The 14,902-nt window shown below is 41.0% G+C and carries 15 protein-coding genes; 12 read left to right on the top strand and 3 right to left on the bottom strand.

Features of this window, described 5'->3' with window-relative positions:
• From M0M83_RS18185 to M0M83_RS18130, 12 genes are all read left to right on the top strand, one after another.
• Window positions 1-2,691 carry an outer membrane usher protein gene (locus M0M83_RS18185; RefSeq protein ID WP_125890598.1) on the top strand — a complete coding sequence of 897 codons (2,691 nt, stop codon included), beginning with the start codon at window positions 1-3 and terminating at the stop codon, window positions 2,689-2,691.
• A 35-nt stretch (window positions 2,692-2,726) separates the two neighbouring features.
• Complete coding sequence (locus M0M83_RS18180; RefSeq protein WP_125890597.1) at window positions 2,727-3,479, top strand: fimbria/pilus periplasmic chaperone; 753 nt, start codon at window positions 2,727-2,729, stop codon at window positions 3,477-3,479.
• Between the two features lie 13 nt (window positions 3,480-3,492).
• On the top strand, window positions 3,493-4,074 hold the full coding sequence (locus M0M83_RS18175) for a fimbrial protein (RefSeq protein ID WP_125890596.1): 582 nt from the start codon (window positions 3,493-3,495) through the stop codon (window positions 4,072-4,074).
• On the top strand, window positions 4,067-4,621 hold the full coding sequence (locus tag M0M83_RS18170) for a fimbrial protein (protein WP_125890595.1): 555 nt from the start codon (window positions 4,067-4,069) through the stop codon (window positions 4,619-4,621). Before M0M83_RS18175 ends, M0M83_RS18170 begins: the two co-directional genes overlap by 8 nt.
• Before the next feature lie 10 nt (window positions 4,622-4,631).
• Complete coding sequence (locus M0M83_RS18165) at window positions 4,632-5,117, top strand: fimbrial protein (protein WP_248467127.1); 486 nt, start codon at window positions 4,632-4,634, stop codon at window positions 5,115-5,117.
• Window positions 5,117-5,647, top strand: coding sequence for a fimbrial protein (locus tag M0M83_RS18160; protein ID WP_125890594.1), 531 nt, complete (start codon window positions 5,117-5,119; stop codon window positions 5,645-5,647). Before M0M83_RS18165 ends, M0M83_RS18160 begins: the two co-directional genes overlap by 1 nt.
• A gap of 16 nt (window positions 5,648-5,663) precedes the next feature.
• A complete protein-coding gene (locus M0M83_RS18155; RefSeq protein WP_125890593.1) occupies window positions 5,664-6,506 on the top strand; it encodes a fimbrial protein in 843 nt (280 codons plus the stop codon).
• A gap of 14 nt (window positions 6,507-6,520) precedes the next feature.
• Window positions 6,521-6,793 carry a helix-turn-helix domain-containing protein gene (locus M0M83_RS18150; protein WP_004259284.1) on the top strand — a complete coding sequence of 91 codons (273 nt, stop codon included), beginning with the start codon at window positions 6,521-6,523 and terminating at the stop codon, window positions 6,791-6,793.
• Between the two features lie 375 nt (window positions 6,794-7,168).
• Window positions 7,169-8,137, top strand: coding sequence for a siderophore ABC transporter substrate-binding protein (locus M0M83_RS18145; protein ID WP_125890592.1), 969 nt, complete (start codon window positions 7,169-7,171; stop codon window positions 8,135-8,137).
• A 3-nt stretch (window positions 8,138-8,140) separates the two neighbouring features.
• A complete protein-coding gene (locus M0M83_RS18140) occupies window positions 8,141-9,103 on the top strand; it encodes an ABC transporter permease (protein WP_125890591.1) in 963 nt (320 codons plus the stop codon).
• Window positions 9,090-10,073 carry an iron chelate uptake ABC transporter family permease subunit gene (locus tag M0M83_RS18135; protein WP_213913669.1) on the top strand — a complete coding sequence of 328 codons (984 nt, stop codon included), beginning with the start codon at window positions 9,090-9,092 and terminating at the stop codon, window positions 10,071-10,073. Before M0M83_RS18140 ends, M0M83_RS18135 begins: the two co-directional genes overlap by 14 nt.
• A gap of 1 nt (window position 10,074) precedes the next feature.
• Window positions 10,075-10,833: an ABC transporter ATP-binding protein gene (locus tag M0M83_RS18130; RefSeq protein ID WP_102138091.1), complete on the top strand. Its 759-nt coding sequence runs from the start codon at window positions 10,075-10,077 to the stop codon at window positions 10,831-10,833.
• 163 nt (window positions 10,834-10,996) lie between these two features.
• Here M0M83_RS18130 and M0M83_RS18125 read toward each other — a convergent pair whose 3' ends face one another.
• From M0M83_RS18125 to M0M83_RS18115, 3 genes are all read right to left on the bottom strand, one after another.
• Window positions 10,997-12,463 carry a hypothetical protein gene (locus M0M83_RS18125; protein ID WP_125890589.1) on the bottom strand — a complete coding sequence of 489 codons (1,467 nt, stop codon included), beginning with the start codon at window positions 12,461-12,463 and terminating at the stop codon, window positions 10,997-10,999.
• A gap of 212 nt (window positions 12,464-12,675) precedes the next feature.
• Window positions 12,676-13,179 carry a RidA family protein gene (locus tag M0M83_RS18120; protein ID WP_102138089.1) on the bottom strand — a complete coding sequence of 168 codons (504 nt, stop codon included), beginning with the start codon at window positions 13,177-13,179 and terminating at the stop codon, window positions 12,676-12,678.
• 124 nt (window positions 13,180-13,303) lie between these two features.
• Entirely contained in the window at window positions 13,304-14,722 is a 1,419-nt protein-coding gene (locus M0M83_RS18115) for an NAD(P)/FAD-dependent oxidoreductase (RefSeq protein WP_248467125.1), read from the bottom strand.
• Between the last annotated feature and the right edge of the window lie 180 nt (window positions 14,723-14,902).

Genomic DNA, 14,902 nt, shown 5'->3' with positions numbered 1-14,902 from the left:
ATGGCTCTGCGATTAAAAAGTAAAAATAAAGTATTTAATAACTCAGTAAGTTATTTTTTAACGCCTGTTGCTACCATGGTGTTTATAGCCATTGCTCATATAAATTTAGCTAATGCAAATAATGATAGTATTGAGTTTAATACGGACGTTTTAGATCTTCAGGATAAAAAAAATATTTCTTTAAATGAGTTCTCTCGTGCGGGCTATGTTATGCCTGGGAAATACCCATTTAAAATTAATTTAAATAGTCGCGATTTAGCTGACATTTTTGATATTGAGTATATCGCGGATCCCAATGATCCGAGTATGACTGAACCTTGTTTAACGCCAGATATTGTTGACCATATCGCTTTGCGCGACGAATGGAAGCAAAAGGTTGAGTTTGCTAAAAATGGCCAATGTTTAATTCCAGAAACCATTCCAGGAATGACAATAAATGGTTCTTTAGCCAAAGAAACAGTTACCATTACTGTACCTCAGGCGTATATCGAATTTACCTCTGATAACTGGGATCCACCATCTCGCTGGGATGAAGGGGTACCCGCTCTCATTTTTGACTATAACTTGAATGCTAACCTGATAAGGCCTGCTGATTCAGCCAATAGCCAGTCGGTAACTGGTAATGGTACAACAGGTTTTAACCTCGGAGCTTGGCGCTTTAGAGCTGACTGGCAAGCAAGTTATAATCGAACTAATGGTCAATCCACAGATCGTAAATGGGATTGGAGCCAATATTATGCTTATCGAGCAGTTAAAGAACTAAATGCAAAGCTAACGATGGGGGAGCAATTCCTACGCTCAGGATTATTTGATTCATTTCGTTATATGGGGGTAAGTCTTATCTCTGATGAGAGAATGTTACCACCTAACTTACGTGGCTATGCGCCTGAAGTCACTGGTGTTGCAAGAACTAATGCTAAAGTGGTTGTGACTCAGCAAGGGCGCGTTATTTATGAAACGCAAGTTGCTCCTGGGCCTTTTCGTATTCAAGATTTAAGTGATGCTGTTAGCGGTAAATTAGATGTACGTATCGAAGAGCAAGATGGTTCTGTACAAGAATTCCAAATGAATACTGCCTCCATACCATATTTAACTCGTCCTGGCTCAGTACTGTTTAAGATTGCAGGTGGCCGACCGAATAATATGGAACACGAAACAGAAGGGCAAGGATTTGTTACGGGGGAGTTTAGCTGGGGGGTCTCTAACGGTTGGTCATTATTCGGCGGTGGCGTTGCGGCAGGCGACTATAACGCATTATCACTCGGTGTTGGTCGAGATTTACTCGCTTTCGGTGCAATTTCATTCGATATCACTGAGTCACGAGCAAAACTGAAAACAGAAAACAAAATCTATACGGGTGCGTCTTATCGCTTAAGTTATTCAAAACGTTTTGAAGAATATGATAGCCAAGTTACCTTCGCAGGATACCGATTCTCTGAGCGTGACTTTATGAGTATGAACCAATATCTCGACCGTCGTTACAGAGGGGTGGAATTCGATAATAGTAAAGAGCTGTATACGATCACATTTAATAAGTATTTCACTAGTGCGGATCTGACTGCGTATCTGAACTATAACCACGAAACTTATTGGAATAAGCCTGCGGCAAAACGCTATAACCTTTCTATTGCTAAATATTTTGATATTGGCCGTTTTAAAAACATCAATTTAAGTTTAACGGCATTTCGTAACAAATTTGATAATAGAAATAATGACGATGGGCTATATATGAACCTCTCTTTGCCTTGGGCTGATAGAGCGTCAATTAGCTATAACAATATGGTTACTAGGGATGGTAATTCTCACACTGTCAGCTATTTCGACTCCATTGATGATAAAACAAATTATCGTGTTGGTACTGGGGTGAGTAGTCGTGGTCGCGGAACTATTGATGGTTTCTATACGCGTTACGCGGATTTAGCAACAGTAACGGCAAGTACCAGCTATATCAATGGGGATACCTCTTCAGCGGCATTTTCTTTACAGGGTGGCGCAACTGTCACGGGGCATGGTGCCGCACTACACCGCATTAATACGCCAGGTGGAAGTCGAGTGATGGTAGGTACTGAAGGTGTGAAAAATGTTCCTATTCAAGGTTTTGGACCAAACACGGAAACCAATATTTTTGGTAAAGCAGTGGTCGCTGACATCAGTGATTACTATCGTACCAGTACGCATATTGATGTGACTCAATTACCTGACGACGTGGAAGCGATTCGAACATCGCAGCCTATAACACTGACCGAAGGAGCCGTGGCTTACCGCGAGTTTGAGGTGTTATCGGGTGTTAAAACGATGGTGAGATTGGCATTGGCAGACGGAAGTTATCCGCCATTTGGGGCTACCGTGAGAAATGAGAAAAATAGAGAGCTCGGTATCGTGACAGATAATGGCTCCGTGTATATCTCGGGTGTTAATCCAAATGAAGTTTTAGATGTCTACTGGGATGGAAGTGCGCAATGCAAAATTCAAGTCCCTGAAAATATTACAACAGCGGAATTTAACTCACTGTTATTACCGTGTACAAGCAGCCCAAGTGTTGAACCTGGATATATGCCAGCAAAAGCCGTGCCTGTTGGGCAGCCTGCACCAGTTTACAAACCTGCACCGATTAAACAGGGCGTAGCACCAAGTCAGCGTTGGTTATTGAAACCACCGGATATTGCTTACAGCGCAGATTATACCGAGTAACCCAAGTTGCTTGATTTTATAAATAGTTGGTACATATGAATATTAAGAAAATTGCATTTTTTACTACGACAATTACGTTATCCGCGGTGCTATGTGGACAGGCTTTAGCTGCAATTGCACTTGATAGAACACGGGTCATTTATAATGGGGCTGAAAAGACCATTAGCTTAAATATTAAGAATGAAAACACAGAGTTACCCTATCTTGCACAGGGCTGGATTGAAGATATTAATGGTAACAAAATTGAAAGCCCACTCACGGTTTTACCGCCAGTTCAACGTGTAGAGCCCGGTGAAGGTAGCCAAGTTAAAATTCAATCTCTTCCTGATATCGCTACATTGCCACAGGATAGAGAAAGTGTTTATTACTTTAACTTACGTGAAATTCCACCGCGTAGTAAAGAAGCTAACGTATTACAAATTGCGTTACAGACGCGTATTAAATTGTTTTATAGACCAAAAGCGTTATATGCCACTCGTACGGACTTAGAAAACCCATGGCAAGAGAAAATTACACTCACACGCAAAGGTGATGCCTATGAAATTACGAATCCAACGGCTTATTTCGTCACGATTGTAGATGCAAGCGCAAAAGTGGGTGGAGACACTGTCAAACAATTTGAACCGGTCATGATCTCACCAAAAAGTAATGGAATGCTTAAAGGTAGTGCAAGTGCCATGGGGGCAAAACCAGTTCTGACTTATATCAACGATTATGGTGGAAGGCCTAAGTTGACGTTTGGTTGCGCTGGTACAACTTGCAAAGTTGAATCTTCGACAGACAGATAACGGGGAATAACGTATGAAAAGGACTCTCCTGTTCAGCACTCTCTTATTCGGTTTAGTTCCTACGTTTACCTTTGGAATAAGCAGTTGGGATATTGATGGTTTACACGGGACATTGACAGTCAATGGCATGATGACCGAAGCACCTTGTACGATGGATGTGACTAATTCAATGCGCCAAGAAGTGTCTCTAGGGGAGATCCCTTCTTATTCACTCCGTAAACCTGGTGACAGAGCTGAGCCAGTTTCATTCGAATTAGAATTTAGACATTGCATTCGCACGGAAAGCCGAATGAAAGACACTAGAACGGGCAGAGCGATTTGGGATGCAATGCAGCCCGTGATAACGGTTTCCTTTGTTGCTGTATCAGATAAACATTTTCCAGAAATGTTAAGTGTAAAAGGTGTCTCCGGCTTAGCGTTAGAAGTGACTGATGCACAACGGGAAGACATCAGATTAGGAAGCCGAGGTCGTCCACAATTCCTTGATGCACCGCAGGGGACTCTTCAGTATTTCGTCACGCCAGTGAGAACTCCCGAAAAATTAACGGAAGGAAGTTTCAGCGCCGTAATGGACTTTAAGGTGGATTATGAATGATTTAAATAAGCAGCGGTACCTGCTGGCATCATGTCTCGCTGGACTACTTTTTACATCGGCTTCCTATGCAGGGTTACCCGAATCACGTATCAGCCCATCGGGAAATACACGGGCGACAATCACGCCCGGTATGATAACCGTACCGATTAAAGGTGTTGTGTTAGCTCCACCGCCTTGCAAAATTAATGGTGGAAATATAATCAAAGTCAATTTTGATGAAATCATGAGTACGCGAATTGACGGTAACGCTTACTCGAGACCTATAAATTACAACATTGACTGTGAAAAAAGACCAACATCGCAAATGAAGATGACGTTGATTGGTATTCCTGCATCTTTTGATAGCGGTGCAATTGAGACAGATCTTCCGGGGTTAGGAATAGCATTTCGTTATAACGGAAGCAAGCTTCGATTAAATCAAGAAATTAAGTTTGTATATCCAAATGCACCTCAATTTGAAGCGATACCTGTTCGTGACCTATCCACAACACTAACAAAGGGTGGGGTTTTTCATGCGGGCGTCACTATCAAACTTGATTATCAGTGAGGGAAAAATAATGCAAAGAATAATCAAAAGATTTCCGCTGATAATGAGTTTGTTAGTAATACCTACTAGCGCTGTGATGGCAAACGATGTGGAATTTACAGGAACCTTGTTAATTCCACCGCCTTGTACTGTTTTTGAAGATAAAGTCAACGTCATTGAATACAAAGATATTGGTTTACATAAAATAGATGGGGTCAGATTCACGAAACCTATTAATTACGCATTGAAGTGTGAAGACAATTTAAAAGGTTGGGACTTGATGCTGACAATCAAAGGCACCGCAACCGATTTTGATGCGTCAGCTTTGGAAACCAATGTTCGAGATCTTGGCATGCGTATTACCCAAAATGGTTTAGGTTTTGAAATCAATAAACCATTAAAGATTACATATGGGCAACCGCCTGTTTTAGAAGTTGTTCCAGTTAAGAGATTGGGAGTTACGTTGCCTGAAGGAGGCTTTACCGCAACAGGGACATTGCTAGCGGAGTACCAATAATGAACAAATTAATTCAATGTGCAGTAGCCGGAGCATTAGTTATCAACTTCAGTACGGCTTTTGCTGTACCTGATAATTTAAGAATTATCGGTAATTTAGTAGAGGAACCCTGCACTATTTTGCCTGGTGATGAAAACATCCTGATGGAATTTTTTGATACACCAGAAAAAAACTTTTACACCTATGGTGAAACTCCGCCTAAAGAGTTTGCGATTAAACTGGCCGACTGTGACACAACGATAGGCAAATTTGTGGAAGTGACGTTTTCAGGAACACCTAATCTTGCACTTCCTGGTTTTATTGCATTATCAACAAATAGTGTTGCATCTGGTTTCGCAGTGGGGTTACAAAACTCAGATAAAACACCACTGGCTATTGACCAGAAAGGCTCGAAGTTAACGTTACAAGATGGTGCTAACCAATTACGGTTTTATGCGTATTTAAAAGGTGAACCTGATGCTATTGCGAATAAAACAATAAAAGTAGGGCCTTACAGTGCTGTAGCAACATTTAAATTAGATTATGAATAATAAGGCTGTGACTAATATGAAAGTATTTTTATCGCTATTAATTGGTGCAGTCATGTTTTCATCTACTGCATCCGCCTCTATTTTTTCTTATATCACGGAATCAAGACCCGGTAGTAACCCAAATAACGGAGATGCAGATTATAAGTATGTGATTGCCCGTTGGGACCCTGAATTGCCAACTACGCGTAATCCTTGCTTTGGGTGGTCGAGATGTTATCTCACCATAAGCCATAAGCACACAGCTGCTGGAACACCAGGGTCGGCAACCGTCGAGTTGGCCGAAATTTCTAAGTATCAATACATGCGTGACATTCAGAATATACCCGGTGTTTTGGCAAAGGCGACAGCTCCAGCAACACAGTGGGCTGTTCATACCGGGGTTAGGCTACAGAATAATCAGGAATGTGTGGGGCTGTTTTACCAAGATCGCACAGGGGTTACAAATAACGGTGGGTTAATTCCCGGCTCATTATGTGGCATTGCGCCTCCACCGATTGGAGCTTGTAAGATCAACAATACCATCCCAGATATCAACTTTGGCCCAATTAGCGAAGCAGACCTCGCAGGCCAATCAAAACAAGTAAACATTAGTGTGACATGTAACTTAGCGATGGATGTTTTAGTGATTGCCACTGGTGTTAACGTAACAAATGGGCGTGTAAATTTACGGCCTGATAACAGTTTATACGCGAATTTGTATTTAGGCGGGAATAATACACCAGGGGAAAATGGTTATAGAATTCACGTACCTGCAGGTGGAACAAATTCGGTAACGTTGAAAGCCGTATTAGGTACCAGTGGCCGAGTTCAAGCTGGCCAATTTGAAGGTGCCGCAGCCCTTATTTTAACTGTGCCTTAATAGATGGTGAAAATATGTATTCAGAAAATGGCAGTGAAAAAATCCATTATATGGTAGGTCAGAGGATCTTAGAAAAGCGTAGAGAACTGGGATATACCGGTTTTCAGTTAGCTCAATTACTCGGTGTTAGCCAACAACAGATCTCACGCTATGAAAGAGGCAAAATCAAGATTGATTTATTTCACTTGTTTAAACTTGCATTTTTGATGGGAACACCAATTGATTGGTTCCTTGAAGATATCAGCTCTCAGCTCAGTGAAAATGGGCGACTGGATGATACGCAATAATAAGTCTTTAAATGGTTGTTAATGATAAATAGGTTGAGATGACGATTTTATGTCGCCTAACTGTAATAAAAGTCGCTAAGCAAGCACGTACAGTAGGAAACTCAACCTATTTATTTTTGAATTAAGTGCCGTAACAAACTGCCAACCCTTTCTTTTATAGAGTTCTCCTCGTTTTGTATCTCGCTCTTGCCTTTTAACACTTTAAAATTCATAGATTCAACGAATTAAATTGATGTTTTTGTGCGTTGTAACAACTTTTCAGCGAATGCAAATGCAAACTAATATCATTTGCGCTTATTTGCGTGTAATATACGCTACATTGTGGATCACCAAATTTTATCATCAGTACTTTTATCGATGGACGGAGGAAATTAGATGTTTGCAAAATCATTAGTTTCGGGTATTGCTTTGTTATCAGCATTAGTATTAGCGGGTTGTGATAACGCGAAAGACTCTACAGAAACAGCTCAAGTCGCAGAAAAACAAACTATCACAATAGAACATGCCCAAGGCAAAACTGAAATTCCTCGTCACCCTCAAAAAGTCATTGTGATGAACATGGAAACACTAGACATCATGGATGCACTCGGAGCCCCAGTTGCCGGTGTTCCTCAAACCAATGTTCACTTCCCTGAATTCTTAACAAAATATAGCGGCTCTGAATACGTCAATGGCGGGACATTATTTGAACCTGCTTATGAAACATTAAGTAATGCTAAACCTGACCTGATTTTAGGCGGTAGCCGTGCTCGTGATGCCTATGACAAACTCAGTGGTGTTGCTCCAACTATTTCATTAGACATAGATAACAAAAACTTTATTGGTAGTTTAACTGAGCGTACTAATGAGCTTGGCGCATTGTTTGGTAAAGAAGAGCAAGCCAAAAAACTCATTACTGACTTCAATGCAAAAATTGAAGGTATCAAAGCTAAAGCGCCTACTGCGGGCAAAGCAATGGTGATCTTAGTCAGCGGCGGTAAAATCTCCGCATATGGCCCAGGCTCACGTTTCGGTTTTATCTTTGATGTATTAGGTTTTGAACCTGCTTATGTGTTTGAAGAAAACACTGGTCGCCACGGTAATATCGTTAATGCAGAATTACTGGTGAAATTAAACCCAGACTGGTTATTTGTTATCGACCGTGACAGCGCAATTGGCAAAACGGATGCACAGCCTGCTGCGGAAGTATTAGATAACGCATTAGTGAGAAAAACAGCAGCATGGGAAAAAGGCCAAATTACTTACCTTGACCCAACTGCCGTATATATTGCGGGTGGGATCCAAACTTATTCCCAGTTAATGGACGATATCAATACAGCATTAGAGAAGAGCCAAGCAAAATAACCGATGAAAACGCTTTATCTTTTTTGTGGAATTATCGCGTTATTGGTTTTAGCGGTATTAAGCTTGTTTATTGGAGCGGGTGACGTGTCACCCGTTTCGCTTTTCACCGACCCAGAGATGCAAGACATCTTTTTTATTAGCCGAATTCCCCGAACCGTCTCCTTGATTTTAGCTGGTAGCGCGATGAGCGTTGCAGGCCTAATCATGCAATTATTAACGCAAAACCGTTTTGTGGAGCCTTCTCTTGCAGGAACAACCCAGTCAGCTAGCTTAGGCTTACTTGTGGTAATGATATTATTCCCTGCGGCAAGCATTATGACCAAAATGGTGGTTGCCAGTGGTTTTGCACTTCTTGGCACCATGCTGTTTATGATGCTATTGCGTCGCGTAATTTTAAAATCGGCACTGATCGTCCCTTTGGTTGGGATTATGTTAGGTGCAGTGATTAGCGCATTGACCATCTTTACCGCTTATTATTTCGACTTGTTGCAATCTCTTGGTGCATGGATGAGTGGTGACTTTTCTAGCATCATTCAAGGTCGATATGAACTGTTGTGGTTAGTTGGAATATTAACATTAATTGCTTGCTGGATTGCAGATAGCTTTACGGTTGCCGGTATGGGACGTGAGTTTTCAATTAATGTTGGCCTAAATTATCGCAAAGTAATGACTATCGGTTTATCAATCATCGCCTTAATCAGTGGCGTGGTGGTCGTGGTGGTTGGGGCTTTACCTTTCCTAGGCTTAATTATTCCAAATTTGGTGAGCTTAGTGATGGGCGATAACATACGTAAAACCATTCCATGGATTTGTCTTGCTGGTGGTGGCTTAGTTTTACTCTGTGACATTATTGGGCGCTTAATTCGCTATCCATTTGAAATCCCTGCAAGTGTGATTTTAGGTGTTGTTGGCGCGGTGATTTTCTTATATTTATTGTTGAAGCAACAACGTTATGCAAAAAGTTAATTCATCAATAGCGTTACCGAAAAAAGGGGTAACGCCGTTGCAAAGAATAGGGATACTACTGGCATTATCATTGTTATCCATTGTTCTTTATATGACGGTCAATTTGGGCAATAACCTTGCTTATATTTTGCCGCACCGAGGCTATATTGTTCTCACCATGATTGTGGTGGCTTTCGCCTCAGGGGTTTCAACAGTTCTCTTTCAAACGATTGCTAATAATAAGATATTGACCCCATCTATCATGGGATTAGAAGCATTATTTATATTATTACAAACCATTTTTGTCTTCTATACCGATAGCTTTCCATCCTCTTGGTTATTGAATATTGGTAAGTTTTTATTAGAGTCCACACTACTCGTGCTGTTCTCTGTACTACTTTATCGCTGGTTATTTGTGTCAGTTAAAATGAATATCAACCTAGTATTGATGGTGGGTATTATTCTTGGCACATTATTTCGCAGTGTAGCGACATTACTACAGCGCTTAATGGACCCCAATGAGTTTTCTATTTTACAAAGCCGGATGTTTGCTACCTTTACCAAAGGAACGCCTGAGCTCATTCTATTCACGCTGCTTATCACTGCGGTTGTGGGCGTTTTATTGTGGCGTATGCGCTATTGCTTCGATGTTATCGCGTTAGGGCAAGCCAATGCAGTGAACTTAGGGATTAATTATCGCCAGCAAGTCACGGTTATCTTGTTGCTTATTTCAATATTGGTGGCGGTTTCTACGGCACTGGTTGGCCCTTTAACATTCTTAGGCTTGATGGTTGCGAACTTAGCTTACTTAGTGGCTGGCAGTAGCCAACACCGCTATTTGCTTCCCGTTTCCTTTCTACTTGGTGTCATTGCGCTGATTGGTGGCCAATTGATCCTTGAGTATGGCCTAAATATGGCGGGGACATTATCGGTTGTTATCGAGTTTGTCGGTGGAATATTCTTTATTTATATGGTGTTAAGAAGGTTTTAGTATGATTGAAATTAGTCAGATATCGAAAAGTTATCAGGATACTAAAGTCTTAGATAACGTCACAACAACAATTAAAAATAGCGGTATTACCTCAATCATCGGGCCTAATGGTGCAGGTAAATCAACACTGTTGTCGATTATTGGGCGTTTGTTACAGCCTGATGACGGTGGTTATGTCAAAGTGAATGAACTTGATGTATCAACAACACCTAGTGATAAACTCGCCAAATGTTTATCTGTTCTGCGCCAAGAGAACCAATTTGCGAGTCGGCTAACCGTTGAAGAGTTAGTTGGTTTTGGGCGCTACCCGTATACCAAAGGCCGTTTAACCATTGATGACAAAAAGAAAATTGATGAGTCACTCTCTTTTCTAAATTTGTCAGATTTACGTCACCGTTATTTAGATGAATTATCGGGCGGCCAGCGCCAACGGGCTTATGTGGCAATGGTTTTATGCCAAGATACAGAATATGTTTTACTCGATGAGCCATTGAATAATCTCGATATGAAACATGCCGTGATTATGATGAAACTGCTGCGTAAAGCAGCAGACGAGCTGGGCAAAACGATTATTTTAGTTATCCATGATATTAACTTTGCGTCAGTTTATTCTGACTATATTGTTGCACTGAGAAACGGTCGTTTGTCTTACCACGGTAAGCCAGAGGAGATCATGAAATCTGAAATTATTGAGGATATTTTTGATACCCCGGTTGATATTAAGAGGGTAGATGATCAGTATATTGCTCTCTACTACTAAATTTTCGTCGTCCTTCGAGCTGTAGCGGTGTTGGCTACGCTCGCTAACCCTAGTCACATACTTTTGTATGCTCCTAGGGATTAGCTTCTCTTGCCGCCTTGCTACAGTTCGAATGATTTAGAAAATTAAATGTTAGAATATTTTTTATAAAAAGGGGTAATCTTCACTGCGGTGAAATCTCAATGTCTTCATCGGTTGTCAGTAAATCTAGCGGTTGCAGTACTTCTAAACGCTTTATCCCATCGGCATTCACCACTAAACGCGCCAGCTCATTGTAGGTTTTTTTATTTATCGTGACGCGACGGCAAAGGTAAATATGGTAAACTTTCTCACCAATGATCGCAGGCTCATCATCATTGACCGTTAATTCTTCGTAGCTAATATCAATATATTTTAGGAAGTCAGAAATATTAAAGCGCGTAATATCAGCGATTGATGATTGGTTTTTTTCAAACACGGAATGGCGATTATGGAGTAATACATCTTTACGATAATACAGAATGTCTTCCATTCGCTGGACATTAATTAAATTGACCCAATGAGATTTTTGCCGCATTTCACGGATATCTGGGGAAAGCATATTTTCGCTAATAAAGCGAAAAGACTCTTTACAAGTACCCACAGGTGCTTTCACCCCTTCGCGATAAATACGCAATTGGCGGTCAGGGATCCACTTTTGGAATAACCGATACAGTTGCTCCCGGCCAACTTCTTTTAGCCTATCTTTGAAGATATAACCGATGATCATCGCCAAAAATAAGTTGGCACTTAAAGCGCCATATTTTCCTTGCCAGAAAAAGGCGATAACAGTAGCGAAAATCATTGAAATTGCAGCGGCAATACCATAAATAGAGTGCAATAGCAGGGGAAGTCCTCGTTTATGGCGAATTTCTAAATAGAGATAACGATTGATATACTTTTTCAATAAATTGCGGCGGTATGTGACTAATTCAGCATCCGTTTCATCACTGGGAAAACAATCAGGATACTGCTTTTTCAAATAACGCATCTCTTGGTACCAAAAATGACGTATTTCTTCGCGTAACGGTATTTGTTTATCTGCTAATAAATCACGCAAATAATTCATAGTGTAATACGTCATAAATTCGTCACAATAAGAAAAAGCATTGGAATGGATAGCTTTTTCAATGTTGGCTGATGGTGTTGCTAACTCCCGATAAGCACAGAGGCATTTGGCGATATTTGCCATAAACTCAGTCAAATATTCAGGAGTCTGCCGTTGGGGAGTTTGGCTTACCATTTTAATGTTCAAACGGATCGTTCTTTTGAACGTTAAGGCATAGCGCTTTAGCCTATTTTCGTATTCGTCCAATGAAGGTAAGTTTTGTGGGTTATATTGCTGTAGCCACTGTTTTAGCTCATCCAATGCCCCGTTTTCATCTGTAAGTGATGCTAATTTCACTGTAGGTGGGCGTAGCCGAATATAGTTTTTTAGGCTACGCTGGAGGTTTGATGCAGTATAGAGGTCAGGATTAATCTGTAATGATGAAGGTAAAAAGAAAAAAGTCTCTACTTGGTAGCGGATCTCTTTAGACTTACGTGGAAATAATACCTTTTGTTTGATTTCAAACTGTTTTTTTCCATGGATCTTGAGAGATTCTTTAATCATACATTACCTTGTCTTATGTCATTACTAACGTTTACGTTGGTAATCGCAGCATCGCATGTTTAATTGTTGGAGAACTTAGGTAATAGCATACAGGAAACGAGCGTAACAATCTGTGAGAGGATGTTGAAAGATATGGCAATAAAGAAATGGGGTTAATATAACGAGGCACATTGCTATGCCCCATTATCGTTAGCTATTCGTTAGCGAATAACTTATTTTTTTGCAGCTGGGCGTACCGCTGTCACTTCGATTTCTACTCTCCAAGCTGGGTTAGCCAGTTTAGCGACTTGGAAGGTAGAACGAGCTGGCAGATTAGTCACTTTCTCAGACTCATAGAACTTGTTGTAACCAGCCATAAAGCCAGCAAAGTCCATCGTGCCTTGAGTTTCTTCACCACCAACTAAGAATACTTGCATTTTAACAACGTCGTTCATGGTCAAACCCATACCTTCAAGGTTAGCTTGGATTTGTTTTAACACGTTGATCGTTTGTGCTTCGGTATTACCATAAGACTCTAAAACGCCTTCTTTAGCGTCTGCAGAGATTTTAGAAGGAACTTTTCCGCTCAGGAAAATAAGGCTGTTGCCTGCACCGATTTCTACTGATTCAGAGATAGGGAATCCTTTCACTGGAACGCGTTTAACATCATCGGCTGCATTTGCACTTGCTACACCTAAAATCAAAGGCAGAGAAAGCAATAAAGTTTTATAGCGCATGTAAACTCCTTAACATTATCAAAGTAAAATAGGATCTATTAATATTATCAAAAATTAAACTTTCATTTAACTTTAAACTATTCACTAATAGATCCACAGTAAAAATCGTTATTTTCCCTGTTTTTTAGTTAAAACGAGAAAGTTTATACGGCGTAGGGTCGATAAATGGTGTTTCACCCATTAACAATTCTGCCGTTAATCGACCAGATGCAGGGCTTTCTGTCATACCCCAGCCTGTAGCGGTGTTGATGACCAAGCCTGGATACTGCTCGACGGTTGAAATAATTGGAATTTCATCATCCGTTGGTGCAACGGTACCACCCCAGCGTTCAACCACTTTGGACTCTTTAAATACTGGGAATTCTTTTCTCAGTCTTTCCAGAACGCCATCTAAGTGTTCGTTGTTTGGTGTATTCGTCGCTGTACGGAACTCTTCGAATGGTGTCTTCTCGTCTAAGTTCCAAGACGTTGCCATCATGAAGGAGTTGAATAAGTCTTTACCAATAGAGAACTCTAATGGTAATTCTCCACCGCCTAATACGTGCAGGAACCTAGGTCCTAACAGGAAGCTGTCTTTAACGATAGAGCTGGTAAAGATACGTGGAGCAACCGCGTAGGTACCATCAGCTTGTTCACGGAAGTGGATACCGTTAGGTAAGTGTACGTTACCTTTTGGTGCGCCTGGTACGCCAGTAATACGTTGTTGTGACAGGTAAACGTTCAGTGTTGGAACGTCAATGCCTAAGTTACCCATGAACAGACGCGACCAAATCCCCCCCGTCAGAACAACACGAGACGTTTTGATTGCACCTTTTTCTGTAACAACATCAGAAATTTTGCCGCCTGCAGTTTCAATACCACGTACTGCGCAGTTGGTGTAGATACGGATACCGATTGATTTTGCGTAGTTTGCCATGGTTGGTGTGACAACTTCAGGATCAAGGCTACCTGAGTCTTCTTCAAATCCACCGATTTTCCATGGAGTTTGTGCATCAACCAGACGATTAGCCAGTTCAGTACCTTCAATCATGCGGGTACGTAATGGGGTATCGAAACCTGGGTTTTCAGATGCCGCTTTTATCCACGCTCTTGAAACTTCTAAATCTTCTTCGCTTGAAGGCACTTCAACGCGGCCTTGAACACGGTAGCTGGTGTCAGCACCGATTTTTTCGTTCATGCCAAGCCATTGAATTTTCCCGTAGTGGTGTAAAGGGAAAATCGCTGGGGAGGTCTTGTAACTGATGATTTGGCTGTATGCACGGCCTGATTGCTCACCGCCGACAACACCTTTTTCACAGATAACAACATTAAGACCTTTTTCTGCAAGGTTAATTGCGGTCATGATCCCTTGAAGGCCAGCACCGATGATGACTGCATCTGCAGACTCAGGTAATTTGCCTTCAGTACCAGCAACGGCAGGTACACGTGACTTAGTCGATTCAAAACGACCTTCACGATTGATCATAGGAACAACTGCAGCACCCCCTGCTAGAACTCCAGCAGCACTAACCCCTAATAATAGCTTTCTTCTCGAGATTTTCATCTATAACCTCAATAACAATCTTGTTTTTTATATAGTAAATAATTTCAAATTGAGATAATGATCTTATCATATATTTTGTAATTGTTAAGTGCCGGTAGCATTTGTTAATAAAGGTCATTGAAATGAAATGTGACGTAAATTGATGTGCTCAGTGCTGTAAAGGCTTTGTCGGTGATTACT

The sequence above is a fragment of the Providencia rettgeri genome, from assembly GCF_023205015.1.
Lineage (GTDB): Bacteria > Pseudomonadota > Gammaproteobacteria > Enterobacterales > Enterobacteriaceae > Providencia > Providencia rettgeri_E.
Note: the sequence above shows the minus strand (reverse complement) of the source record. Positions and strands in the feature narration are given on the sequence as shown.

Excerpts from the sequence above, each read along its gene's own strand:
- M0M83_RS18185 (WP_125890598.1), top strand. The coding sequence starts at position 1 with ATGGCTCTGCGATTAAAAAGTAAAAATAAAGTATTTAATAACTCAGTA.
- M0M83_RS18180 (WP_125890597.1), top strand. The coding sequence starts at position 2,727 with ATGAATATTAAGAAAATTGCATTTTTTACTACGACAATTACGTTATCC.
- M0M83_RS18175 (WP_125890596.1), top strand. The coding sequence starts at position 3,493 with ATGAAAAGGACTCTCCTGTTCAGCACTCTCTTATTCGGTTTAGTTCCT.
- M0M83_RS18170 (WP_125890595.1), top strand. The coding sequence starts at position 4,067 with ATGAATGATTTAAATAAGCAGCGGTACCTGCTGGCATCATGTCTCGCT.
- M0M83_RS18165 (WP_248467127.1), top strand. The coding sequence starts at position 4,632 with ATGCAAAGAATAATCAAAAGATTTCCGCTGATAATGAGTTTGTTAGTA.
- M0M83_RS18160 (WP_125890594.1), top strand. The coding sequence starts at position 5,117 with ATGAACAAATTAATTCAATGTGCAGTAGCCGGAGCATTAGTTATCAAC.
- M0M83_RS18155 (WP_125890593.1), top strand. The coding sequence starts at position 5,664 with ATGAAAGTATTTTTATCGCTATTAATTGGTGCAGTCATGTTTTCATCT.
- M0M83_RS18150 (WP_004259284.1), top strand. The coding sequence starts at position 6,521 with ATGTATTCAGAAAATGGCAGTGAAAAAATCCATTATATGGTAGGTCAG.
- M0M83_RS18145 (WP_125890592.1), top strand. The coding sequence starts at position 7,169 with ATGTTTGCAAAATCATTAGTTTCGGGTATTGCTTTGTTATCAGCATTA.
- M0M83_RS18140 (WP_125890591.1), top strand. The coding sequence starts at position 8,141 with ATGAAAACGCTTTATCTTTTTTGTGGAATTATCGCGTTATTGGTTTTA.
- M0M83_RS18135 (WP_213913669.1), top strand. The coding sequence starts at position 9,090 with ATGCAAAAAGTTAATTCATCAATAGCGTTACCGAAAAAAGGGGTAACG.
- M0M83_RS18130 (WP_102138091.1), top strand. The coding sequence starts at position 10,075 with ATGATTGAAATTAGTCAGATATCGAAAAGTTATCAGGATACTAAAGTC.
- M0M83_RS18125 (WP_125890589.1), bottom strand. The coding sequence starts at position 12,463 with ATGATTAAAGAATCTCTCAAGATCCATGGAAAAAAACAGTTTGAAATC.
- M0M83_RS18120 (WP_102138089.1), bottom strand. The coding sequence starts at position 13,179 with ATGCGCTATAAAACTTTATTGCTTTCTCTGCCTTTGATTTTAGGTGTA.
- M0M83_RS18115 (WP_248467125.1), bottom strand. The coding sequence starts at position 14,722 with ATGAAAATCTCGAGAAGAAAGCTATTATTAGGGGTTAGTGCTGCTGGA.